Genomic DNA, 24639 nt, shown 5'->3' with positions numbered 1-24639 from the left:
CTTAATTTTAAAAATATTTTTTATAGTTTTTCAAAATTTAAAATCTGGATTTTCTTTTTTAAATATGGCTTTTCTCCCTTTATGTACTATTTTAATTTTATCACATAAATGCTGAGAAAAGCCTATCTACGGACTTCTCCCCACATTTTTAAATCAAACATAGAATTACAGTTTCAAAACTAGGTATCTTGTTGAATTTATATGCAGCTTCTTTAGCATATAAATGAACATGATGTTTTGCAACTTTGATATGTGTTTTAAATGTTCTTCTTATATGTTTTCAAACTGATTCAATTTGGTTGGTATTTACACCAATTTTTGAAACATAGCCATCTTGATGGTTAACTGTTTCATGCTTAGTGAAAACTGATTTAAAATCGCAATATCCTTTTCAAGAATCAGTATATACAAGACATTTTGAAGAAATGTGGTTTTTTGCAAACTGCAAAAGATTTTTACTCTTTGCGTTTTTCAATACTTTCACAATTAAATTATTGGTTGTTTTTTGATAAATGCCAACAATCAAGGTTTTATTCACCAAGGATCTTCCTTGTTTTTTAAAACCCATATGTGAAAGATACATTTCATCAATTTGCACTGTACCTTCAACAATAAATTGAGGTTTTTGTTTTGCAATACGTGTTCTGATTTTATGAGTCATTCTTCAAGCAGTTTTCAAAGTCACTCCCAATTCTTTTGCAATATCTGTTGATGGAATTCCATGTTTGGTGTTTATTCATCTAAAGATAATATAAAACCAAGATGTTAAAGATGTTTGTGACCTTGAAAATATGGTGCCTGTGAGAATGCTAAATGTTTGATTACATTTTAAACATCTCATTCTTTTTAAATCAGAAGTATTCAAATTAAAATTAAAACACCTAATACATTTGTTTTCTTTCAAATTTGCTATATATGCAAGACATTGCTGTTCAGTTTGAAAAGCATTGTTGAATTCATTCAGTTTCATTATTCCCTCCACAAGTACATGTAGGGAGAAGTCCGTTAAATATTTTATTTGCTCAAAATAAACCAATAATATTTAATGAAATAAACATAAAAAATATACCCATTTTTTTTGTCTATGACATAAGTCAGTTCCTTTTACACCAATTAATACTAGTGCAAATATTATTAAATATATTGAAAGCGCTATTGCTAATAGTGGCCATTCACCCAATTTTAACATTTTTATTTTCCTTTTCTATTTATATTTTTCTTTATTGTACATTATTTTATTAAAAAAGAAAAGATAACTAATAAAAGTTATCTTTTAAACGTAAATAGAATTTGCAGTTTATTTTATCGTTCTTTAATATTATACTCTAAAACCAAACATTTTTCAACAATATTTTAATAAATTTGATATATTTATGGTGCGAAAATAAATATAGAAAGGTGTAAAAAAATGTTTATTTTTAAAGAATTTCTAAAATCAGAAATCACTAATATTTTAGCAAAATATTTTCAAAAAATCCATGATTATGATGAATATTTTTTTCAAAATAGAGATAAAAATCAATATAAAGTTGCTTGAACATGTAATAGAACAGTAAATACGCCAATTGGAATGGATACTTTTAGACAAAGAGTTTATTGAGATAAAATAAATAAAAAACATTATTATCCAATTTATGAAGAATTTGGTATTAAAAAAAGAGCAAGAATTACTAATGATTTATATTTTGATATATTAGATAATTTAATTGAAAATTTAATAAGTAAAAAAGGTTATTTTAATATTCAATCATAATTTAAATATACTTCTTTTTCTAAAAATCTTATTTCAAGAATTTTTAAAAATGCAAAAATTGAAAAATGAATACCAGAAAAAAAATTTAAAGTATTAGATAATGAAAAATTAAATATATGTGCAGATGATGCTTATATAACTTGTTGAAATGAAAATGGTTTAAAACAACAATATTGTTGTAGACTTTTAACTTTTAATCTTGGCAGAAAAGAAATTTATTCATATCGAAATAAATTAGATAAGAAAATAACTTCATTTATGTTATTTAAAACTAATAATGCACCAAAACAAGAAGAATTACATAATTTTACAATGCAAACTATTAATAATCATTATGATATTAAATTAGGCTTTTATCCCTTTATGTACTATTTTAATTTTATCACATAAATGCTGAGAAAAGCCTATCTACGGACTTCTCCCCACATTTTTAAATCAAACATAGAATTACATTTTCAAAACTAGGTATCTTGTTGAATTTATATGCAGCTTCTTTAGCATATAAATGAACATGATGTTTTGCAACTTTGATATGTGTTTTAAATGTTCTTCTTATATGTTTTCAAACTGATTCAATTTGGTTGGTATTTACACCAATTTTTGAAACATAGCCATCTTGATGGTTAACTGTTTCATGCTTAGTGAAAACTGATTTAAAATCGCAATATCCTTTTCAAGAATCAGTATATACAAGACATTTTGAAGAAATGTGGTTTTTTGCAAACTGCAAAAGATTTTTACTCTTTGCGTTTTTCAATACTTTCACAATTAAATTATTGGTTGTTTTTTGATAAATGCCAACAATCAAGGTTTTATTCACCAAGGATCTTCCTTGTTTTTTAAAACCCATATGTGAAAGATACATTTCATCAATTTGCACTGTACCTTCAACAATAAATTGAGGTTTTTGTTTTGCAATACGTGTTCTGATTTTATGAGTCATTCTTCAAGCAGTTTTCAAAGTCACTCCCAATTCTTTTGCAATATCTGTTGATGGAATTCCATGTTTGGTGTTTATTCATCTAAAGATAAGATAAAAACAAGATGTTAAAGATGTTTGTGACCTTGAAAATATGGTGCCTGTGAGAATGCTAAATGTTTGATTACATTTTAAACATCTCATTCTTTTTAAATCAGAAGTATTCAAATTAAAATTAAAACACCTAATACATTTGTTTTCTTTCAAATTTGCTATATATGCAAGACATTGCTGTTCAGTTTGAAAAGCATTGTTGAATTCATTCAGTTTCATTATTCCCTCCACAAGTACATGTGGGGAGAAGTCCGTTAAATTAAATATATTTGCTATTAATTGAGAATATAATAATTATAATTTAGTAGTTGCTGGTGTTGGTGCATTATGAATTAGAGCAATGGCTAGTTGATTGGGTTGTTATTATATTTTAGATAAATATCATGCTTATAGTTATTTATGAAAATCTTTTGTTAATGTTCGTGGTAAACATCAAAAGAAAGCACTTGATTGAACAAAGTATTTAGATGTAACAACTACTTTTTCAAATGGTAAGTATAATGAATTAATTACTATTTTAGAAAATAATCATAATAAAGTTACTAAAAAAAATTATAATTATTTTAAAAATAATGAACAAGGAATTATTAATCAAAATGCTGATTGAAATATTGGATGTTCTGCAGAAAGTGATGTATATCATTTTTTAAAATCTTTAACTAATGGAGCAAAAATATATAATTATCAAACATTAAATAATATGTTAATAGCAAAAGCAAATTATTTAAATGCTAGAAGTTATCTTAATAGTACTTAATAAGTTAAAATTTAATATTTTTAAAGGCTTTTCTCCCTTTATGTACTATTTTAATTTTATCACATAAATGCTGAGAAAAGCCTATCTACGGACTTCTCCCCACATTTTTAAATCAAACATAGAATTACAGTTTCAAAACTAGGTATCTTGTTGAATTTATATGCAGCTTCTTTAGCATATAAATGAACATGATGTTTTGCAACTTTGATATGTGTTTTAAATGTTATTCTTATATGTTTTCAAACTGATTCAATTTGGTTGGTATTTACACCAATTTTTGAAACATAGCCATCTTGATGGTTAACTGTTTCATGCTTAGTGAAAACTGATTTAAAATCGCAATATCCTTTTCAAGAATCAGTATATACAAGACATTTTGAAGAAATGTGGTTTTTTGCAAACTGCAAAAGATTTTTACTCTTTGCGTTTTTCAATACTTTCACAATTAAATTATTGGTTGTTTTTTGATAAATGCCAACAATCAAGGTTTTATTCACCAAGGATCTTCCTTGTTTTTTAAAACCCATATGTGAAAGATACATTTCATCAATTTGCACTGTACCTTCAACAATAAATTGAGGTTTTTGTTTTGCAATACGTGTTCTGATTTTATGAGTCATTCTTCAAGCAGTTTTCAAAGTCACTCCCAATTCTTTTGCAATATCTGTTGATGGAATTCCATGTTTGGTGTTTATTCATCTAAAGATAAGATAAAACCAAGATGTTAAAGATGTTTGTGACCTTGAAAATATGGTGCCTGTGAGAATGCTAAATGTTTGATTACATTTTAAACATCTCATTCTTTTTAAATCAGAAGTATTCAAATTAAAATTAAAACACCTAATACATTTGTTTTCTTTCAAATTTGCTATATATGCAAGACATTGCTGTTCAGTTTGAAAAGCATTGTTGAATTCATTCATTTTCATTATTCCCTCCACAAGTACATGTGGGGAGAAGTCCGTTTTTAAAACCTAATTTTAAGATTAGGATTTTTGTGTTGTTTAAATGTAATTTTACAATTATATTTTTTAAACTTTTTAAATTTTATGATATAATTTAATTAACAAATCATAGAATTTGCAGTTATATTGTTAATGTTACTTCATAGTTCTAAGGGTTAATCTCATACGTCCTTTGACAACCGCCCACAAATTTAATTAACTTTACAATAATGTTTATCTATTTTTATAAATAATATGGAAACTATTTATTATTATTTTACAGTTTTTTTTATTAAAATATTAATTTTTAAGAAAAGTTTTAGTAGTAGTTATCCAATTGATAACTTTCTTCTTTTTTTCGCTATCATTTTTTTCTGTATTTTCTAATTTACGCTTTTCTTTGTTAACTTCTTCTTTTGTTAATCATTCTTTTACTTTATTAAAATCTGTTTTCTTTTCTTCTGATCAATTTGTATCATCTTCATCTAATATTGCATCTAGGTATATCTTAAAAATTGCTTTTTCATTATCAGATAAATTTTGATCAGTTTGATATTTTTTGAAATTATGAAAAGCAGTTACTCGTTGTTCTAAAACATCTTTTTGTAATTCATTAAAATTAGGAAAATTTGGAAGTTTTTTAATAAATGTTATAATTTTTGAATCAACATATGATAAATCATCTAACATACTATCTACTTCTTCTTTTATCTCATTATCAAGAAGATAATTTTTATTTTTAAAAGGATTACTATCTATTTTGTTAATATCAGTTAATACACTATTAACCAAATAATTAGTAACTTTTTTTAAGTTATATTTAATAGCTAAAGTTCATCAAGTTAATCCTTCTCTAGTTATATAATTATTATAATTACATTCATTTGTTATTAAAAAATCAATAATCATCATTTCAATTTGATTTTGATTTCTTGGTAATTGATGTAATCAATCAATTATCATATCTTCAAATTTAAAAGGTTTTTCATTATTTTTATTTTTAATATCAAAATTAATTTCTAAATCACCATTTTCATTTTTTAATAATAGTGTTCTTATAATTTTTTTATTATTACTTCTAATTGCTCTATGTAATATAGTGTTATTAAACTCATCAATAGGTGTATTAATATCAAAATATTTGCAATTTTCTATTATTTCTAACATATCAAAATTGTTGTTTAGGATTGCTATTTCATAAGGTATATTACCATTATCATCTATTTGATAAAAATTAGTTTTTTTAGTGATGGCAAAATTAATTCTAAAATCAGTTTTATTACCTTCTTTAGCAATAATATGTAAAAGATTTTGATTTTTAATATTAACACTATTAATATTAAAATGAGAATTATTTTGAAAATCATTAACTAATTCACGAATTTCTTTATTTGTCGGATATGCATCAGCTTTATTAATTTCTTGTATTAATAATTTGCAAAATGGAGTATCATTTTGCAAATTTACTAAATTGGGATTAACTTGTGAATTATTAATTAGTTGCTTTGCTATATTTTTAAACTCTCCTCCAAGTTTTCAGTCTACAATATATTGTTTCATAATTGCTAAATGTAAAGGTGAATTTCCTTCAATATCTTGTTGATTTAAAAAATTTTTATCATTTTTTTTAAAATTTATTAATCAATTAATAAGTTTTATTTTATTAGTTGTAAATTCTATTAATTCACTTGAAGTTTCTCAACCTTCCTCGTGTGGATCATAGTTATATTCATCTTCTATTTCTGCTCCTTCATCTAAATCTAATAAAAAACTATTATGAAGGGCATTTCTATTATTATTATCTAAACCAATAACTTCCTCATCACTAATGTTTGGATTATTCATAAAATCTTCAATAATAGAAAATTGAATTTTTTTATTTTGAAATTGATCAATAAGGTAATTTAATGTTAGCATACTTTTATCTGTTCCTATCTATAATATGAAATTCCTGTTACTTTATTAAAAGTAACAGTAATACAAAAAATTTCTTTAGTTTTACACTTATTTATATCATAATTTTTAAAAAAATCGAATACATTTATCTTAAAATTAAAATTTAGTTTACAATCAGCGTTTATTAACTTTTATATATATCATTTTTAATAATTGACTAGCAATGAAATAAACAATGACAACGCCAGCTAAATAAGCATAAAAAATTAAAGGAATTGGTGTTAAACCAATAGTAGCTCCTAATTGTGTATATGGAATACTAATGCCAATAATAGTAATTATAATTGTTGTTAAAAATAGCTGATGAGATGGCATACTTTGAATAAAAGGTACCTTAGAAGTTCGTAATAATTGTACAATTAATGTTTGTGAAGTAACTCCTAAAATAAATCATCCAGTATGAAATAATGATTGTTGATATATGCCAGCAGCACTATTAGGATCTACATTAGCAAAGTTGGCAAATATATGTAAACCGTATCCTAAAAATAAAAAGGTGGTTATATCAAATATTGAACTTAGCGGTCCATTCCAGAATGCAAAAGGTAAAATGCTTTTTGCATTTCATTTTTGTGGTTTTTTAATAAAGTCTTCATCAACCCTATCTCAAGGAATTGCTAATTGAGAAATATCATATAATAAATTTTGTAGTAAAATTTGAATTGCCATCATTGGTAAAAAAGGTAATCAAATTGAAGCAATTAAAATACTTAATGAATTACCAAAATTAGAGGAAATAGTAATTTTAATATATTTTAAAATATTACCAAAAGTATTTCTACCACTGATCACTCCTTGCTCTAAAACATCTAAATCTTTTTCTAATAAAATAATATCAGATGCTTCTTTGGCAATATCAGTAGCACTATTAACAGATATTCCAACATCAGCGTGATGCAAAGCAACAGCATCATTAATACCATCACCTAAAAAGCCAACAGTGTGACCATTTAACTTTAAAATATCAATAATTCTTGATTTTTGTAATGGGTCCATTTTCGCAAAAATAGTAGTTTTATTTACTAATGCTTGTAAATGTTGATCATCCATATCTTCAATGTCACTACCTAATAAAGGAATTCCTGGTTCTAACCCCACCTTTTTACAAATTGCTTTAGTAACAATTTCATTATCACCAGTCAAAATTTTAACATCAATTCCGTGTTGATTAATAGTTGTTATTGCTTTAATAGCACTAGGTTTAGGTACATCTAAAAAACCTATATATCCTAATAAAACTAAATTAGATTCATCTTCTATTTTAAAAATTGTTTTGTCACTAGCAAAGTCTTGATAACCAATTGCAATTACTCGTAAACCATCATTATTTAATTCCGTACTTAATTTTAAAACATTTTCTTTAATTTTATCAGTTAAGGCAATTACTTTCCCTCCAATTTCAACTTTAGTACAAATTTTTAATATTTCTTCTACTGCTCCTTTGCAAATTAAAGTATTATTAATTTTATCTTTTGAAACTACTATTGACATTCGTCTTCTTATAAAATCAAAAGGTATTTCATCAATTTTACGATAGGGCATTTCAACTATTTTATTATGATGAGCTTTAATGTGTTGGACAATTGTTTTATCAATATTATTTTTTAATCCAGTTTGTAAAGAACTATTTAAATATGCCATTTCTAAAACTTTGTTTGATTCAACACCTTCTGGATCTAAGTGTTTAACCAACTCAATTCTATCCTCAGTTAAAGTACCAGTTTTATCAGTGCATAAAACATCCATTGCACCAAAACTTTGAATACTAGTTAAATTTTTAACAATTACTTTTTTATGTGATAATCTAATTGCACCTTTTGCTAAGTTAGCACTAACAATCATTGGTAGAATTTCGGGGGTAATACCAACAGCAACTGATATTGAAAATATTAACGCTGTTAAAATATTATTTTTAGTAATTACATTAACAATAAATATTAATGGTACCATTACACACATAAAACCAATAAGAATGTAAGTAACTTTTTTAATACCTTTACTAAAACTAGTAACAGGAAGTTTACTAGTTACTGCACTAGCAATTGATCCAAAATAAGTATTAACACCTGATGCAATAACAATAGCAATAGCACCACCTGAAACAATACTAGTACCCATAAAACATATGTTTTCTAATTCTAGGATACTACTTTTTTTATTATCATCTTTAGTATGAATAGCGTGTTTTTCAACAGGAAATGTTTCACCAGTTAGTGCCGATTGATTAATAAATAGATCGGTTGAAACTAAAATTCGAACGTCAGCAGGAATCATATCACCAGAAGATAAGAAAATAATATCACCTGGTACTAAATTTTCAATTAATACTTCTTTTGTAAAATTGGCAACACTATTTAAAGCATTAAAATCAATTTTTTTATTTTTATTACTAAATCTAAAAACACTGGCTGTTGTTTCAATTAATTGTCGTAATTTTTCTGAATATTTATAGGAACGATAATCTTGAAAGTAAGATATAAAAACACTCAAAATAATCATTACTAAAACAATAATAGCACTGTACAAATCAACATTTTTATCAGTATTAGTATCAATAATACTGTAACTAATAAAATTATAGATAACTATTATCATTAAAACAATAATAAAAGGATTAAAAATATTGTGCATTAATTTTTTGTATCAAACAAATCGTTTATGAGAAAAAACATTTTTACCATATTTTTTAAGTCTGTCTTCTACTTCTTCCTTTTTTAATCCGTACATACTACCATCTAATTGTTGGATAACTTCTTCTTTCGATAGTTGCGAAAATTGTTTAAACATGGTTGTTGTTTTTTGTTCTATATGCTTCTTTTTAAAAAATTGCATTATCAACCAACCTTTCTTCAAACGTATAATTTAATTGTATACTAAAATCAAAAGAACTTTATTTTAGTGAATAAAGTTCTTAAAACTACCAAATATTTAAGAATAATATTCTTCTATTTTCAATAAAAATTTGTATTATTTTAAATACAAATTATTTATATCAAAAATAGGAGTAAACATCAATGATTTAAAAGGAGTTGAAATATAATTATAAATCTTCTAATCAATTTTCTATATTTATTAATCAAATATGATAGTATTTAGTTAAACTTGATATGAGTTTTTAATATGAGTTTTTAAGCTATTATTTTTAAATAAGAATAATAGTTTTTTATTTAGAAAAATGAAAGGAAATATAAATTAATTATTTAAAAAATAATTAATTTATAAAAGGTAGTTAAAATGACTGAAAAACAGAAAATAGAAATTAATCAACTAAATTTAGAAATAAAAAAATATCATGAATCAATATGAATTCTTATCGACAAATTTAATGAATTAAATAATCTTTATAAACAACAAAAAATAAAAATATCAAATACTAATAAAGAACAAGTATATAGGGGCGTTGCCCCTAGTTGCTTCGCAACTTACCCCAGTGGCGTAAACGCCACGGCCAACCAACCAAGGTTCTGGTTGGCTTCGACCAATAATATAGGTTTACTCTATTTTAACATCTTTCTTATTTTTCTTAGAATATTTATTTCTATAATAACAAGCACGGCATACAGTATTTTCAGTTTCTTTCTTTTCAGTTTGTAATATATTATCCAACTTATCTAATCCTACTACTCTAATATCATCAACAGTAAAATCTAATGCTTGTGATTGTTCATAGTCTTTAACAGTACTTAATTCACTCTTTAAAGAATGAATATAATTTAAAGCACGACTATTATATCTTTGTAAATAAGACCTAGGAAATCATAAACTAAAAGTCATAGTTTCACCACTATAACTTGGTGGTAAACCACCACGTTTAATTATTCGCTTTGTTTGTCTTTTAGATAATACAACTTTATTATAATCATCAATATTAGTGTAAATATTTAGTTTAAACTTAACTAAAAATAACAAAATACGCATTCTTTTAACTTGCACAATATATTCCACTTTTTCACGTGCTTGTTTTGGTATTCTATTAGGGTGTTGTTCAATCATATACATAATTCCATTAAAATTATGACCTATTAATTTACAAAACATTCCCAAACTTTCTTGTGTTTCTTTAAATTCGGGTGACAAATCATTACTATTAATTTTCAAACCTAACTCATCTAAAACAACCATATCACACTCTTTAAAAGCATAATTACTATTTAATTGATTAAATTTAAAAACATCATCATAAGAACAACGATAACTATATTCATTACGTACTTTAATAGGAATAGGACTTACTACTCTACCTTTATGTTTTTGTGCTAAACAACAAGCAAGAGCAGATTTACCAGTTCTTGGAGGTGCAGAAATAATATAACTACCTACACGTTGTAATATCTTTATATTTTTTCTAGTTATTAAAAATGGATACAATATTATTAATAATAAAAGTCCTAAAAGAACATAACCATATCAAGGCATTATTTCAACTCCTAACCAACTAAAAACCCAACTGCTTTTAAAAATACTCACAATGTTAAAACTTGTTCTAAACCACTAGTAAAATCAACATTTAAAACAGAACTAATAGTATCATCAAAAATACGTCTCAATAATCCGTCAAGTTTAGTAAAAAACTCTCTTAATGGTTCTACTGGTAAAACTTTACCAACAACGCCATAAAGTACTCACCTAAAAGAATTACGCAAATGACCAAAAACATCATATCAACTAACACGCTCATAATCAGGATTAAAAGGACTATTTGGTGGTACTGGGGTTACTTTCTCACTTGAAAAAATATTATGGCTTTTCTCCCTTTATGTACTATTTTAATTTTATCACATAAATGCTGAGAAAAGCCTATCTACGGACTTCTCCCCACATTTTTAAATCAAACATAGAATTACAGTTTCAAAACTAGGTATCTTGTTGAATTTATATGCAGCTTCTTTAGCATATAAATGAACATGATGTTTTGCAACTTTGATATGTGTTTTAAATGTTCTTCTTATATGTTTTCAAACTGATTCAATTTGGTTGGTATTTACACCAATTTTTGAAACATAGCCATCTTGATGGTTAACTGTTTCATGCTTAGTGAAAACTGATTTAAAATCGCAATATCCTTTTCAAGAATCAGTATATAAAAGACATTTTGAAGAAATGTGGTTTTTTGCAAACTGCAAAAGATTTTTACTCTTTGCGTTTTTCAATACTTTCGCAATTAAATTATTGGTTGTTTTTTGATAAATGCCAATAATCAAGGTTTTATTCACCAAGGATCTTCCTTGTTTTTTAAAACCCATATGTGAAAGATACATTTCATCAATTTGCACTGTACCTTCAACAATAAATTGAGGTTTTTGTTTTGCAATACGTGTTCTGATTTTATGAGTCATTCTTCAAGCAGTTTTCAAAGTCACTCCCAATTCTTTTGCAATATCTGTTGATGGAATTCCATGTTTGGTGTTTATTCATCTAAAGATAAGATAAAACCAAGATGTTAAAGATGTTTGTGACCTTGAAAATATGGTGCCTGTGAGAATGCTAAATGTTTGATTACATTTTAAACATCTCATTCTTTTTAAATCAGAAGTATTCAAATTAAAATTAAAACACCTAATACATTTGTTTTCTTTCAAATTTGCTATATATGCAAGACATTGCTGTTCAGTTTGAAAAGCATTGTTGAATTCATTCAGTTTCATTATTCCCTCCACAAGTACATGTGGGGAGAAGTCCGTAATTTTATTATTAAATTCATTACCGCGATCACTATGAAATATTTGAATATCTTTTAAACAGCGATTTGAGTGCATAAATGCTTGATATACTAATGATGCATCTTTTTTAGTACCTACACTATGTCCAATTATTTCGCGGTTAAATAGGTCAATTAATAAACAAATATAGTGGATGGGTTACACTTTATTGGACACTAATTACATAGACAAGTGAACAAAGAAAGGAACTATAATTATGGCCAATATTAACTCATATACCGATGAATTTAAAAAACAAATAGTAGCTTTATATCAAAGTGGCAAATCAGTATCTTGCCTTGTTAAAGAATATAATGTTACAAGAGCAGCTACTTACAATTGAATTAAGCAATTTACTAATTCAGGTAGTTTTAAAACTAAAGATAATCGTTCTGTTGAAGAAAATGAATTAATTAAATTAAGAAAAGAATTAAAACAATTAAGAATGGAAAATGATATTTTAAAGCAAGCAGCACTAATAATAGGCAGAAAGTAGAGATTATTGCAAATAATAAATCTAAATATAAAATTCGCACAATGTGTCATTTTTTAAAACTCTCTAAATCAACATATTATTTTAATTTAAAGAAAAAAAATAAAATTCAAAATAATATTTATGAACAAGCTGTTATTAGTGCTTTTAAAAAAAATAAAGAAGTTTATGGTACTAGAAGATTAAAAGTCATTCTAGAAAACCAAGAAATTTATTTATCAAGACGAAAAATTAAAGAAATTATGAATAAACATAATTTAATATCAAAATACACTAAATTATCATTCAAAAATTATCATAATAAAGTCAATGATAGTCAAATAACCAATCTTGTTGATAGAAACTTTAATAATAGAGTTAAAAATGAAGTTATTGTTAGTGATTTAACTTATGTTCAAGTAAATGGTAAGTGAAACTATATTTGTTTATTAATTGACCTATTTAACCGCGAAATAATTGGACATAGTGTAGGTACTAAAAAAGATGCATCATTAGTATATCAAGCATTTATGCACTCAAATCGCTGTTTAAAAGATATTCAAATATTTCATAGTGATCGCGGTAATGAATTTAATAATAAAATTATTGATAAACTTTTACTAGCATTCAATATTAATCGCTCTTTAAGCAAAAAAGGTTGTCCTTATGATAACGCTGTTGCTGAAGCAACCTTTAAAACTTTCAAAACCGAATTTATTAATGATAAAAATTTTACATCATTAATCCAATTAAAATTAGAATTATTTGATTACATCAATTGATATAACAACATAAGAATTCACGGCACTTTAAACTACTTAACTCCAGTTAATTATCAAAAACAAATGTCTACCAAAAAATAGTCCTAAAAAGGGTTGCCATTCCATTGTTTTAGATACTATTTTAAATTCACCTAAGTTTATATTTAGTCAAACTTATGGTAATGTTCAATCAGCATTAGAAGATGCAGTAAGAACTTTGGTTACTAAAAACTACATATTTAAAAGTGGTGGAGATAATAATGAACAAAACGAAAATATCAATATGACAAATAGTAATTTTAAAGGTAAAAATTTAACTGATATATACGATTGAAATGTTAATGAAATATTTAAACGTTGTGGTATTCATATACCAAGTCAAAAGAAATCTGCACAACAATCAGTACCCGAAAGTACAGCAGTAAATATTTCAACTATTAATTATATTGAACAAAAATTATGACAATTTAATATTGATATTCTTAAATTTATTCAAATACTAGTAAGTGTTGATAAAGATTTATTAAATAGTAAAACATTTAATATTAATGATGAACAAGAAATTAATAATTTAACAGTTAAATTAAAATTATTTAACCCCGAAAATAACCAATTAATAGGAGAGAACAATGGAAAACAACAACAAACCACAAACGAAGTTTCCACAGAAACAAACTAAACTTAATCAAGCAGAAGTAGAAAATGATTATTTAATTGATAATATTCCTTATGACTTTACTAATATGATGCGTGCTACTAGTGACCCTGATATTAATAGAGCATACGATGAATTTAAAAAAAGAACAATTTATATTTATGAAATTGAACGTTTATTTAAAAATAATGAAAATAATAGTTTAAGATTTTCAGCAAATACTATTAAAATTGGTTTTATTGATATTGATAAATTATTAAAAACTACTGCTGTTGATACATCAGACTTTACTATGCAATTAAATCAAAGAGCAAGTACCAATATTAATGATAATACAATTGAATATAGTATGACTGATATTAAAAATTTAATTTTTCAAGAAATAAATTTATTAAATCAATTTAAATTATATGCAGTTAGTATAAATGAACCATTAACTGAAAATAATATTGATAATTTATATATCATTAATAATTATTCACAACCTTATCAAAATCCAAAAACAAGAAGTACTAAAAGTATTACTATTATTAAAATTAAAGATTTTAAAACAAGAGATGGTTATCCAATAATTATTAAATTACAAAAACCATTAGATAAAGATACCAAAGTAACTGGTTTAAAAATTAAAGCTCCTAGAAGCATGATTTTCGGCAATATAAAGGTACTTGGCGAAGTTGACAATATGGAAGTATACCCAAAGTTATTTGTTAAAGATAAGATAGCATTTCCGTTGTTATCAATGCCTATTGAAACTCAACCAAAAGTTAGAATATTACAACAATGATTTAGTGAACAAATACTACCTTGAAATTTAGCAAAACAATTTATAGGAGAAGAAAAATCAGTTTTAGATTTAATTGCTATTGGTGGTGGAACTGAAACAAGAAAAGAAATTATTAATAATGCAAGAGTAACTAATGGTAAAATTGGTTATGATGTTACTAAAAATTCAAAAGTATGACCATTATCTGATGAACTAGAATTAAAAGATACAAAATTAGAGTCATGATTTTTAGCAGGTAACTATAATTTATTTATTTCTACAACTAATAAATTTCATGATGTTGAACTTGAAATAAATGATAAACCACCAATTGATAGTTTACAACAGTTATTATTAGATATGTTAAGTTACACATATAATTATAATCGTAATTTTGATGGGGCATCATTAGACCCAACAAAATCACCAAATAAAATGGACATATTAAGAGGAAAGTTTGAAAATCAAAAACCCGATGAAGTAATAACTAATTTATTTAAGCAATGAAAATTAGATTATCCTAATTATATTAATTTAGAGCAAGTCAAAATATTTAAACAACTAATTATTGTATTATCAAATAATATTTATTCAAGTATGTCAATTAATAAAGGTTTAAATGATGATAATAAAATATTATTACCTTATTATTTTGAATTAAAATCAAATCCGATACATCCTACTAAGGAAGATATTTGACAATTTAAAAATGCAAAAGTGATTTTAAAATCAGCATATTTTGACTTTACAGATATAAATAACATTAAACTAAAAAATAATGATATTAGTCAAAATGAATTATTTAAACTAGATGATAATCAATTTAATTGATTATCTATTACCAATGAATTAGAAAGTAATAACATTCCGTCATTAATTCCTGCTGACTGAACATTAGGAAATGGTGAATATGGAAAATACTTTACAAAAATAATTATTGATAAAAATAAAATTAAAAATGTTTTAAATTTATATGGTTCAAATAAATCACAATTATTTTCTAAATTAGAATTGTATAAAGAAAGGCTTTTCTCCCTTTATGTACTATTTTAATTTTATCACATAAATGCTGAGAAAAGCCTATCTACGGACTTCTCCCCACATTTTTAAATCAAACATAGAATTACAGTTTCAAAACTAGGTATCTTGTTGAATTTATATGCAGCTTCTTTAGCATATAAATGAACATGATGTTTTGCAACTTTGATATGTGTTTTAAATGTTCTTCTTATATGTTTTCAAACTGATTCAATTTGGTTGGTATTTACACCAATTTTTGAAACATAGCCATCTTGATGGTTAACTGTTTCATGCTTAGTGAAAACTGATTTAAAATCGCAATATCCTTTTCAAGAATCAGTATATACAAGACATTTTGAAGAAATGTGGTTTTTTGCAAACTGCAAAAGATTTTTACTCTTTGCGTTTTTCAATACTTTCACAATTAAATTATTGGTTGTTTTTTGATAAATGCCAACAATCAAGGTTTTATTCACCAAGGATCTTCCTTGTTTTTTAAAACCCATATGTGAAAGATACATTTCATCAATTTGCACTGTACCTTCAACAATAAATTGAGGTTTTTGTTTTGCAATACGTGTTCTGATTTTATGAGTCATTCTTCAAGCAGTTTTCAAAGTCACTCCCAATTCTTTTGCAATATCTGTTGATGGAATTCCATGTTTGGTGTTTATTCATCTAAAGATAAGATAAAACCAAGATGTTAAAGATGTTTGTGACCTTGAAAATATGGTGCCTGTGAGAATGCTAAATGTTTGATTACATTTTAAACATCTCATTCTTTTTAAATCAGAAGTATTCAAATTAAAATTAAAACACCTAATACATTTGTTTTCTTTCAAATTTGCTATATATGCAAGACATTGCTGTTCAGTTTGAAAAGCATTGTTGAATTCATTCAGTTTCATTATTCCCTCCACAAGTACATGTGGGGAGAAGTCCGTAAAGAAATTATAAAAATTGATAATAATAGTGAATTTGAATTAGAGGCTTTTTAATAATCTGTGTATCTTTGTTTTATAAAGTACTAGTTTAGATTAATTCTATCTTCAAATTTTATCATAAAATGAGCAATTGCTGTATTTCAATTTTGAATAGGCAATGTTCATTTTTTTGTTATATTTTCAATTGCCAAGTAAAATATTTTGAAAACTGCCATATCATTAGGAAAAACTTTTTTATTTCTGATGATTTTTCGTAATTGACTATTAACAGATTCAATAGCATTTGTAGTATAAATCACTCTTTTGATTTCTACTGGATAACTAATAAAAACCATTAAATTATCTCAATTTTTATATCAAGATTTAGTAATTTGAGGATATTGTTTATTTCATTTACTTTCAAACGATTCTAAAGCTTGCATTGCTTGTTCTTCACTACATGCACTATAAATTGGTTTTAAATCTGCAACTAGACCTTTTCGATGTTTGTATGAAACATATTTTAAACTATTTCTAATTTGATGAACAATGCATAATTGATGTTCTGTTTTAGGATAAACTGATTGTATTGCTTCTGACATGCCTGTTAAATTATCACTACAATCAATAAGAATATCATTTAAGCCACGATTTTTCATTTCTGTGAAATTAGATAATCAAAACTTAGAACCTTCATTTTCACTAATTCATAATCCTAAAACATCTTTTTTGCCTTCTAAATCAACTCCTAATGCTATATAAACTGATTTGTTAATAATCCGTTTATCTTGTCGTACTTTAACTACTATACAATCAAAATAAACAATAGGATAAATACTTTCTAATGGTCGATTTTGTCATGCTTTAACATCATCAATAACATCATCAGTAATTTGACTAATAACACTTTCACTAATATCAGCACCATGATATAACTCTTGCAACTGCATTCTAATTTCAGATAATGTCATTCCTTTTGCATACAAGGAAAGAACTTGTTGATCAAAACCATCAAATCTTATTTGCCTTTTAGGAACTATTACAGGAGTAAAATTACTATTGCGATCTCTTGGTACATCAATTTCAATTTTACCTTGTTGAGTTATTAATTTTTTTGAACTTGTACCATTACGAGCATTTTCAGTAGTACTATGTTGATTTTTTTCATATCCTAAATAATTTTGCATTTCAGAATTCAACATTTTTTCAACTAATCTTTTTGTTAATTCTTTATATAAACCGCCAGGTTTAAAAACTGTTGTTAAATCTTCAGTATTTTCTAGTAATAAATCTACTGCTTTTGATATTGGATGATTATTATTAAAGTTATCTTTTTTAGCCATCTGTAACTCACTCTTTCTAGTCATTTAATTATATTTACTAGAATTAATTAAACATAGTTATTTTTGTAAGTTACACAGATTACTAAACATTTCCATTTTTACTTTGACAAACAACATTCATTTTGTAAAATCTTTTTTAAAGATTTCAAATTATTTACAACTTTTAATGATTTTTCATTTTCATATTTAATTACTCCTTTATAATAGTTTTTATATTTCATTTATTATAAGTTCTAAATTATTAATAATTTTTTGATATTTATTTATTTTTTTAAATTGTTCTAATCGTTCAGGTCATATTTTATTTTTATATTCATTTGTATGTTCATTACAAAAAAAGTAATCAGTTAATATTGTTTCATTTAATTTTAATACTACTTGAAGATGATTATCAGATTTATTATTACATTTTTTTCTTTCGCAATTTTCAATTACTTCTTTAGATATAAAATGATTGTTTTTCATTTGTTCAATTTCTTTATCTGTAAAATAATCTTGAAGTTTTGGTGTTTCCTCATCAAATTTTATTTTATTTTCGCTGCAAAAATATAAATTTCCTAAATTTTGTACTTCTATTATTTCGTTTCAATTTTTAATACATTTATCTCAATCGCAAAGAATAATATTTTTAATTTGATTTTTAAATTTATTTTCTTTTTTGTCTTTTTTAATTTTTATTTTTGTTTTGCATCTTTTTTTACTCATAAATCCCCCTTTTTCTTTAATTTTACTATTAAATTGTACTTATTTTCATTATTTTTTCAATATACATTTTAAACACAAAATAAAGCCTAAATACAAAGCGTTTATTTTATGATACCTATACTATTAATTATATTGAAATTGTTTTTTATATGCAAAATATGAAAGCATTTTTTAAAATAATTTTTATTTTATTTAAAATTACACTTATAAATTTATATAATAAACAAGTAAATTAATATTTTAAAAATATTTACAATAAATTTAGATTTTTAAAAGGCTTTTCTCCCTTTATGTACTATTTTAATTTTATTACATAAATGCTGAGAAAAGCCTATCTACGGACTTCTCCCCACATTTTTAAATCAAACATAGAATTACAGTTTCAAAACTAGGTATCTTGTTGAATTTATATGCAGCTTCTTTAGCATATAAATGAACATGATGTTTTGCAAATTTGATATGTGTTTTAAATGTTCTTCTTATATGTTTTCAAACTGATTCAATTTGGTTGGTATTTACACCAATTTTTGAAACATAGCCATCTTGATGGTTAACTGTTTCATGCTTAGTGAAAACTGATTTAAAATCGCAATATCCTTTTCAAGAATCAGTATATACAAGACATTTTGAAGAAATGTGGTTTTTTGCAAACTGCAAAAGATTTTTACTCTTTGCGTTTTTCAATACTTTCACAATTAAATTATTGGTTGTTTTTTGATAAATGCCAACAATCAAGGTTTTATTAACCAAGGATCTTCCTTGTTTTTTAAAACCCATATGTGAAAGATACATTTCATCAATTTGCACTGTACCTTCAACAATAAATTGAGGTTTTTGTTTTGCAATACGTGTTCTGATTTTATGAGTCATTCTTCAAGCAGTTTTCAAAGTCACTCCCAATTCTTTTGCAATATCTGTTGATGGAATTCCATGTTTGGTGTTTATTCATCTAAAGATAAGATAAAACCAAGATGTTAAAGATGTTTGTGACCTTGAAAATATGGTGCCTGTGAGAATGCTAAATGTTTGATTACATTTTAAACATCTCATTCTTTTTAAATCAGAAGTATTCAAATTAAAATTAAAACACCTAATACATTTGTTTTCTTTCAAATTTGCTATATATGCAAGACATTGCTGTTCAGTTTGAAAAGCATTGTTGAATTAATTCAGTTTCATTATTCCCTCCACAAGTACATGTGGGGAGAAGTCCGTTTTAAAAAATAGTTAGGAGAATAATATGGATTTTAATTATAAATGAACTTATAAAGAACAATATCCTAAAATTGATAAATTAATTTTAGAACATATAACAAAGAAATGAGAAAAATGAGATTGAAGAATAAAAAATACAAGAGATAAAAAGAAATATAAAATTGTTGATTATCAATATCGAAAAAGAAAAACATTATATGGAGTGGTAACTTATAAAAGAAGAATTTATGAATATTTTGATGAAGAATTACAAAAATGAATTCGAGTATGTTTAGTTGATGAAATACTAAAATTACCTAAATATAAAAGAATTGGTGAAGATATTGAAGACACTATTATTGAAAATTTTGCAGATGGAAAAATATATCGTGATATTTGTGTTATTTGTAAAAAAGCAGGTATTAGTGTTAGTAGTGTTCATAGAGTTTTTAAAAATTTTGAAATAGTTGAAGCAAATCCAATAAAAGTAAAATTAGAAAAAAATCAACCTATTTTTGTAGCAATTGATGATGGTCATCGAAAATTTTGAAATTTTAAACGTAAAGGTATAAAACACTCTATGCGATTAATAGTAACATATACAGATAATATTAATCACAAAGTACAAAATAAAAGAGTAAAAGCAATTATTAGACCAACAAAAACAAAAATTGGAGTTAAAAAAACTGCTGAATTTGTTAAAGAACATTGTCAAAAATTTTATGAAAATATTGAACAAGCAAAAATTATTATTTGTGGTGATAGTGCAGGATGAATTAAAGAAGTTGCTGATTATCTAGGTGCACAGTTTGTTTTAGATAAATTTCATTTAATTAGAACATTATATCTTGGAATAATGGCTGGAAATAAAGGTAAATATTGACAAGAATATGATACTTGTAAAAATTTAATTAATAATGGTGAATATGATGAATTAATTAACTATTTATATAAAGAATTAGATAATCATAAAAAATTAAAGAAACAGTATTTTAAAAATAATAAACAAGGTATTGAAAATCAAGGTGCAAAGTGAAATATTGGTTGCTTTACTGAAACTAATATTTGACATGTTTTAAAAGAAATGCTTGGTAATAAAACATATAATATTTTAATTTATATTAAAATGGTTATTTTTAAATGTAATAAAATAAATTTAGAAACATAATTTTAATGAATATAGTAATTGCTAATTATTTTACAATTTACAATAGCATCTCAAAAATTATTATTTTTTATTTTTATTTTTAAACCAATAATTAAAAAAATAAATGACATAGTTATAGACAATAAAATTGGAATTAAAATTATACAAAAAATAACTCCAATTTGTAACTGAATTCAATTATAATAATTTGCATTATTTTTACTAAGACCACAAATATAACTTGCAGAATGACTTAAAACATAGTTGATATTACAATGATTTAAAAATTCAAACCCATTTACATTTACACATACATATTTTTCTTTTACTGGATTAAAAACATGATAATCACAATAAATAGAATAATTTATTAAAAATAATCCTATAATCATAATTAAAATAGTTAAAATCAATAATGATACAGTTATTAACTGTAATTTTTTAGTTTTCATCTTTAATATCTCCTTAAATTTATGCACTCATTTTATCACTTAATAAAATTAATATAAGTATTTTTCTTGTATTTTTTTTAAAAAAATTATATTATTTAATTACAATTTCATAAAAATCCAAATTATTTATTGTCTAAAATATAATAAGACTATATAAATTTAATTTATTCCGGATTTTTGACAATCTCCCAAATTTGTTAATATTGTTACGTTGTATAAATAAAAATATTTTTATTTTTCAAAATATATATTAATTTTCTTTATTATATTAGATTTAAGGGAGCAAAAATAAATGAAAAAAATACAAATAATAACAATATTATTATTTATTTTAACTATTTTATTTATAATTTCTGGTTTAATTCTCATAGATTTTTGTGATTATCATTCTCATATTCGTAATCAAACAACGTTAAAGTTTGAAAATATAGAAAGAAATGGATTTCAAATATTAGCTATAACTAGCATATATCATATTTTAGAATATTCACCAAAATACGTATGTTATATAAGTCAAAATATTGGAAATTATTATAATTGAATAGAATTACAAATTGGAGTTATTTTTTGTATAATTTTAACTCCAATTTTTGGATTTTTTACTATTGCATTAACTTTTTTAATTATTGGTTTAAAACTAAAAATAAAAAATAATAATTTTTGAGATGCAATCGAAAATTGTGAAATAATTAACAATTACTATATTCATTAAAATTTAATAATTTATATTTATTATTAATATGGCTTTTCTCCCTTTATGTACTATTTTAATTTTATCACATAAATGCTGAGAAAAGCCTATCTACGGACTTCTCCCCACATTTTTAAATCAAACATAGAATTACAGTTTCAAAACTAGGTATCTTGTTGAATTTATATGCAGCTTCTTTAGCATATAAATGAACATGATGTTTTGCAACTTTGATATGTGTTTTAAATGTTCTTCTTATATGTTTTCAAACTGATTCAATTTGGTTGGTATTTACACCAATTTTTGAAACATAGCCATCTTGATGGTTAACTGTTTCATGCTTAGTGAAAACTGATTTAAAATCGCAATATCCTTTTCAAGAATCAGTATATACAAGACATTTTGAAGAAATGTGGTTTTTTGCAAACTGCAAAAGATTTTTACTCTTTGCGTTTTTCAATACTTTCACAATTAAATTATTGGTTGTTTTTTGATAAATGCCAACAATCAAGGTTTTATTCACCAAGGATCTTCCTTGTTTTTTAAAACCCATATGTGAAAGATACATTTCATCAATTTGCACTGTACCTTCAACAATAAATTGAGGTTTTTGTTTTGCAATACGTGTTCTGATTTTATGAGTCATTCTTCAAGCAGTTTTCAAAGTCACTCCCAATTCTTTTGCAATATCTGTTGATGGAATTCCATGTTTGGTGTTTATTCATCTAAAGATAAGATAAAACCAAGATGTTAAAGATGTTTGTGACCTTGAAAATATGGTGCCTGTGAGAATGCTAAATGTTTGATTACATTTTAAACATCTCATTCTTTTTAAATCAGAAGTATTCAAATTAAAATTAAAACACCTAATACATTTGTTTTCTTTCAAATTTGCTATATATGCAAGACATTGCTGTTCAGTTTGAAAAGCATTGTTGAATTCATTCAGTTTCATTATTCCCTCCACAAGTACATGTGGGGAGAAGTCCGATTAATATTTCAATACTAACAATAATATATTATTTTTTTACTATTATTATTTTTCTACATTTCAATAATGTTAAATGTTATTATATTTATATAGTTTAAAATGATATATAGGTGATATAAATGAAATTAAAAATAAAAAATATTGGTCCTTTTAATGATAATTCTTTAAATATTGGTGATATTACTATTATTGCTGGTGTTAATGATACTGGTAAAAGTTACTTAAGTAGGTTAGTTTTTGCAATGGTGAAAATTGCTACTAGTGATATTAAGTCAGAAATAATTAAGAATTTTTTTAACTTTGCTGAAGATACTTTTACACAAATTGAAAATACTGGTAGTAATTTTCTTGAAACAAATTTTAATAGTAGTGAAAAAGAAAGTACTTTATTTAAAGAAATTGAATCTATTTATAATAATATTAATCTAAATAATAAAACATTTATGCAAAAATGAATAACAAATGGCTTTTCTCCCTTTATGTACTATTTTAATTTTATCACATAAATGCTGAGAAAAGCCTATCTACGGACTTCTCCCCACATTTTTAAATCAAACATAGAATTACAGTTTCAAAACTAGGTATCTTGTTGAATTTATATGCAGCTTCTTTAGCATATAAATGAACATGATGTTTTGCAACTTTGATATGTGTTTTAAATGTTCTTCTTATATGTTTTCAAACTGATTCAATTTGGTTGGTATTTACACCAATTTTTGAAACATAGCCATCTTGATGGTTAACTGTTTCATGCTTAGTGAAAACTGATTTAAAATCGCAATATCCTTTTCAAGAATCAGTATATACAAGACATTTTGAAGAAATGTGGTTTTTTGCAAACTGCAAAAGATTTTTACTCTTTGCGTTTTTCAATACTTTCACAATTAAATTATTGGTTGTTTTTTGATAAATGCCAACAATCAAGGTTTTATTCACCAAGGATCTTCCTTGTTTTTTAAAACCCATATGTGAAAGATACATTTCATCAATTTGCACTGTACCTTCAACAATAAATTGAGGTTTTTGTTTTGCAATACGTGTTCTGATTTTATGAGTCATTCTTCAAGCAGTTTTCAAAGTCACTCCCAATTCTTTTGCAATATCTGTTGATGGAATTCCATGTTTGGTGTTTATTCATCTAAAGATAAGATAAAACCAAGATGTTAAAGATGTTTGTGACCTTGAAAATATGGTGCCTGTGAGAATGCTAAATGTTTGATTACATTTTAAACATCTCATTCTTTTTAAATCAGAAGTATTCAAATTAAAACTAAAACACCTAATACATTTGTTTTCTTTCAAATTTGCTATATATGCAAGACATTGCTGTTCAGTTTGAAAAGCATTTTTGAATTCATTAAGTTTCATTATTCCCTC

The 24639-nt window shown here is 24.6% G+C and carries 26 protein-coding genes and 1 pseudogene; 11 read left to right on the top strand and 16 right to left on the bottom strand.

The genetic code is table 4. The features are described from left to right. Positions 1–148: 148 nt before the first annotated feature. The gene (locus tag AACL02_RS09745) at positions 149–970 is read right to left on the bottom strand and encodes an IS1595 family transposase (protein WP_339041234.1); all 822 of its coding nucleotides are present in this window, start codon (positions 968–970) and stop codon (positions 149–151) included. Here AACL02_RS09745 and AACL02_RS09740 point away from each other — a divergent pair. Continuing rightward, entirely contained in the window at positions 916–1242 is a 327-nt protein-coding gene (locus AACL02_RS09740) for a hypothetical protein (RefSeq protein ID WP_339041231.1), read from the top strand. The two genes, AACL02_RS09745 and AACL02_RS09740, sit on opposite strands and share 55 nt — an antisense overlap. A gap of 166 nt (positions 1243–1408) precedes the next feature. Continuing rightward, positions 1409–1753, top strand: a complete 345-nt coding sequence (locus AACL02_RS09735) for a UPF0236 family transposase-like protein (RefSeq protein WP_339041229.1) — start codon at positions 1409–1411, stop codon at positions 1751–1753. A 430-nt stretch (positions 1754–2183) separates the two neighbouring features. Here AACL02_RS09735 and AACL02_RS09730 read toward each other — a convergent pair whose 3' ends face one another. Further along, a complete protein-coding gene (locus AACL02_RS09730; protein ID WP_339041227.1) occupies positions 2184–3005 on the bottom strand; it encodes an IS1595 family transposase in 822 nt (273 codons plus the stop codon). On the opposite strand from AACL02_RS09730, the gene AACL02_RS09725 reads away from it, so the two are divergent. Beyond that, complete coding sequence (locus AACL02_RS09725) at positions 2986–3543, top strand: hypothetical protein (protein WP_339041225.1); 558 nt, start codon at positions 2986–2988, stop codon at positions 3541–3543. The genes AACL02_RS09730 and AACL02_RS09725 overlap by 20 nt on opposite strands. A gap of 107 nt (positions 3544–3650) precedes the next feature. On the opposite strand, the gene AACL02_RS09720 is transcribed toward AACL02_RS09725, so the two are convergent. After that, on the bottom strand, positions 3651–4472 hold the full coding sequence (locus AACL02_RS09720; protein ID WP_339041223.1) for an IS1595 family transposase: 822 nt from the start codon (positions 4470–4472) through the stop codon (positions 3651–3653). On the opposite strand from AACL02_RS09720, the gene AACL02_RS09715 reads away from it, so the two are divergent. Further along, on the top strand, positions 4418–4606 hold the full coding sequence (locus AACL02_RS09715; RefSeq protein ID WP_339041221.1) for a hypothetical protein: 189 nt from the start codon (positions 4418–4420) through the stop codon (positions 4604–4606). The two genes, AACL02_RS09720 and AACL02_RS09715, sit on opposite strands and share 55 nt — an antisense overlap. 181 nt (positions 4607–4787) lie before the next feature. Here the strand turns inward: AACL02_RS09715 and AACL02_RS09710 are convergent, their stop codons facing one another. The 6 genes and pseudogenes from AACL02_RS09710 to AACL02_RS09685 all read right to left on the bottom strand — a co-directional run. Then, a complete protein-coding gene (locus AACL02_RS09710; protein ID WP_339041219.1) occupies positions 4788–6404 on the bottom strand; it encodes an ankyrin repeat domain-containing protein in 1617 nt (538 codons plus the stop codon). Positions 6405–6551: 147 nt separating this feature from the next. After that, complete coding sequence (gene mgtA, locus AACL02_RS09705; RefSeq protein ID WP_339041217.1) at positions 6552–9275, bottom strand: magnesium-translocating P-type ATPase; 2724 nt, start codon at positions 9273–9275, stop codon at positions 6552–6554. A 660-nt stretch (positions 9276–9935) separates the two neighbouring features. Further along, entirely contained in the window at positions 9936–10859 is a 924-nt protein-coding gene (locus AACL02_RS09700) for a hypothetical protein (protein WP_339041215.1), read from the bottom strand. A gap of 11 nt (positions 10860–10870) precedes the next feature. Next, positions 10871–11086 carry a hypothetical protein gene (locus tag AACL02_RS09695; RefSeq protein ID WP_339041213.1) on the bottom strand — a complete coding sequence of 72 codons (216 nt, stop codon included), beginning with the start codon at positions 11084–11086 and terminating at the stop codon, positions 10871–10873. Between the two features lie 180 nt (positions 11087–11266). Continuing rightward, positions 11267–12088, bottom strand: coding sequence for an IS1595 family transposase (locus AACL02_RS09690; RefSeq protein ID WP_339041210.1), 822 nt, complete (start codon positions 12086–12088; stop codon positions 11267–11269). A 30-nt stretch (positions 12089–12118) separates the two neighbouring features. Continuing rightward, a pseudogene (locus tag AACL02_RS09685) lies at positions 12119–12295 on the bottom strand (IS3 family transposase); the annotation flags it as partial. Between the two features lie 64 nt (positions 12296–12359). Between AACL02_RS09685 and AACL02_RS09680 the strand changes: the two are divergent. The 3 genes from AACL02_RS09680 to AACL02_RS09670 all read left to right on the top strand — a co-directional run bounded on the left by AACL02_RS09680 (position 12360) and on the right by AACL02_RS09670 (position 15849). Beyond that, positions 12360–13477 (top strand): IS3 family transposase gene (locus tag AACL02_RS09680; protein WP_422397821.1). Its coding sequence is split into 2 segments (ribosomal slippage): positions 12360–12630 and positions 12630–13477, totalling 1119 coding nucleotides; the frame shifts between segments, so codons are not numbered across the junction. 115 nt (positions 13478–13592) lie between these two features. Further along, entirely contained in the window at positions 13593–14054 is a 462-nt protein-coding gene (locus tag AACL02_RS09675; protein WP_339041206.1) for a hypothetical protein, read from the top strand. Then, positions 14005–15849, top strand: a complete 1845-nt coding sequence (locus AACL02_RS09670; RefSeq protein WP_339041204.1) for a hypothetical protein — start codon at positions 14005–14007, stop codon at positions 15847–15849. The genes AACL02_RS09675 and AACL02_RS09670 overlap by 50 nt, the downstream gene beginning before the upstream one ends. A 53-nt stretch (positions 15850–15902) precedes the next feature. On the opposite strand, the gene AACL02_RS09665 is transcribed toward AACL02_RS09670, so the two are convergent. The 4 genes from AACL02_RS09665 to AACL02_RS09650 all read right to left on the bottom strand — a co-directional run bounded on the left by AACL02_RS09665 (position 15903) and on the right by AACL02_RS09650 (position 19900). Next, positions 15903–16415 (bottom strand): IS1595 family transposase, encoded by a 513-nt coding sequence (locus AACL02_RS09665; RefSeq protein ID WP_281749673.1) that lies wholly within the window; start codon positions 16413–16415, stop codon positions 15903–15905. A 428-nt stretch (positions 16416–16843) separates the two neighbouring features. Continuing rightward, the gene (locus tag AACL02_RS09660) at positions 16844–18082 is read right to left on the bottom strand and encodes an IS256 family transposase (RefSeq protein WP_339043711.1); all 1239 of its coding nucleotides are present in this window, start codon (positions 18080–18082) and stop codon (positions 16844–16846) included. A 210-nt stretch (positions 18083–18292) separates the two neighbouring features. Continuing rightward, a complete protein-coding gene (locus tag AACL02_RS09655; protein WP_339041202.1) occupies positions 18293–18787 on the bottom strand; it encodes a hypothetical protein in 495 nt (164 codons plus the stop codon). 357 nt (positions 18788–19144) lie between these two features. Continuing rightward, on the bottom strand, positions 19145–19900 hold the full coding sequence (locus tag AACL02_RS09650) for an IS1595 family transposase (protein ID WP_339041199.1): 756 nt from the start codon (positions 19898–19900) through the stop codon (positions 19145–19147). A gap of 127 nt (positions 19901–20027) precedes the next feature. Here AACL02_RS09650 and AACL02_RS09645 point away from each other — a divergent pair, with 127 nt between their 5' ends. Continuing rightward, entirely contained in the window at positions 20028–21149 is a 1122-nt protein-coding gene (locus AACL02_RS09645) for an Mbov_0401 family ICE element transposase-like protein (protein WP_339041197.1), read from the top strand. A gap of 2 nt (positions 21150–21151) precedes the next feature. Here the strand turns inward: AACL02_RS09645 and AACL02_RS09640 are convergent, their stop codons facing one another. Then, positions 21152–21580 (bottom strand): hypothetical protein, encoded by a 429-nt coding sequence (locus tag AACL02_RS09640; protein ID WP_339041195.1) that lies wholly within the window; start codon positions 21578–21580, stop codon positions 21152–21154. 292 nt (positions 21581–21872) lie between these two features. Here AACL02_RS09640 and AACL02_RS09635 point away from each other — a divergent pair, with 292 nt between their 5' ends. Continuing rightward, positions 21873–22292 carry a hypothetical protein gene (locus tag AACL02_RS09635; RefSeq protein WP_339041193.1) on the top strand — a complete coding sequence of 140 codons (420 nt, stop codon included), beginning with the start codon at positions 21873–21875 and terminating at the stop codon, positions 22290–22292. A 112-nt stretch (positions 22293–22404) separates the two neighbouring features. Here AACL02_RS09635 and AACL02_RS09630 read toward each other — a convergent pair whose 3' ends face one another. Next, positions 22405–23226, bottom strand: coding sequence for an IS1595 family transposase (locus tag AACL02_RS09630; protein WP_281747836.1), 822 nt, complete (start codon positions 23224–23226; stop codon positions 22405–22407). Here AACL02_RS09630 and AACL02_RS09625 point away from each other — a divergent pair. Together AACL02_RS09625 and AACL02_RS09620 are read left to right on the top strand one after the other, a co-directional pair. Beyond that, a complete protein-coding gene (locus tag AACL02_RS09625; protein ID WP_339041191.1) occupies positions 23172–23360 on the top strand; it encodes a hypothetical protein in 189 nt (62 codons plus the stop codon). The genes AACL02_RS09630 and AACL02_RS09625 overlap by 55 nt on opposite strands. Positions 23361–23381: 21 nt before the next feature. Continuing rightward, positions 23382–23768, top strand: a complete 387-nt coding sequence (locus AACL02_RS09620) for a hypothetical protein (RefSeq protein ID WP_339041189.1) — start codon at positions 23382–23384, stop codon at positions 23766–23768. A 40-nt stretch (positions 23769–23808) separates the two neighbouring features. On the opposite strand, the gene AACL02_RS09615 is transcribed toward AACL02_RS09620, so the two are convergent. After that, positions 23809–24630 carry an IS1595 family transposase gene (locus AACL02_RS09615; RefSeq protein ID WP_339040600.1) on the bottom strand — a complete coding sequence of 274 codons (822 nt, stop codon included), beginning with the start codon at positions 24628–24630 and terminating at the stop codon, positions 23809–23811. Between the last annotated feature and the right edge of the window lie 9 nt (positions 24631–24639).

This window comes from Spiroplasma endosymbiont of Apeira syringaria (genome assembly GCF_964020205.1).
Lineage (GTDB): Bacteria > Bacillota_I > Bacilli_A > Mycoplasmatales > VBWQ01 > Spiroplasma_E > Spiroplasma_E ixodetis_A.
This window is presented reverse-complemented; position numbering and strand designations above follow the sequence as displayed.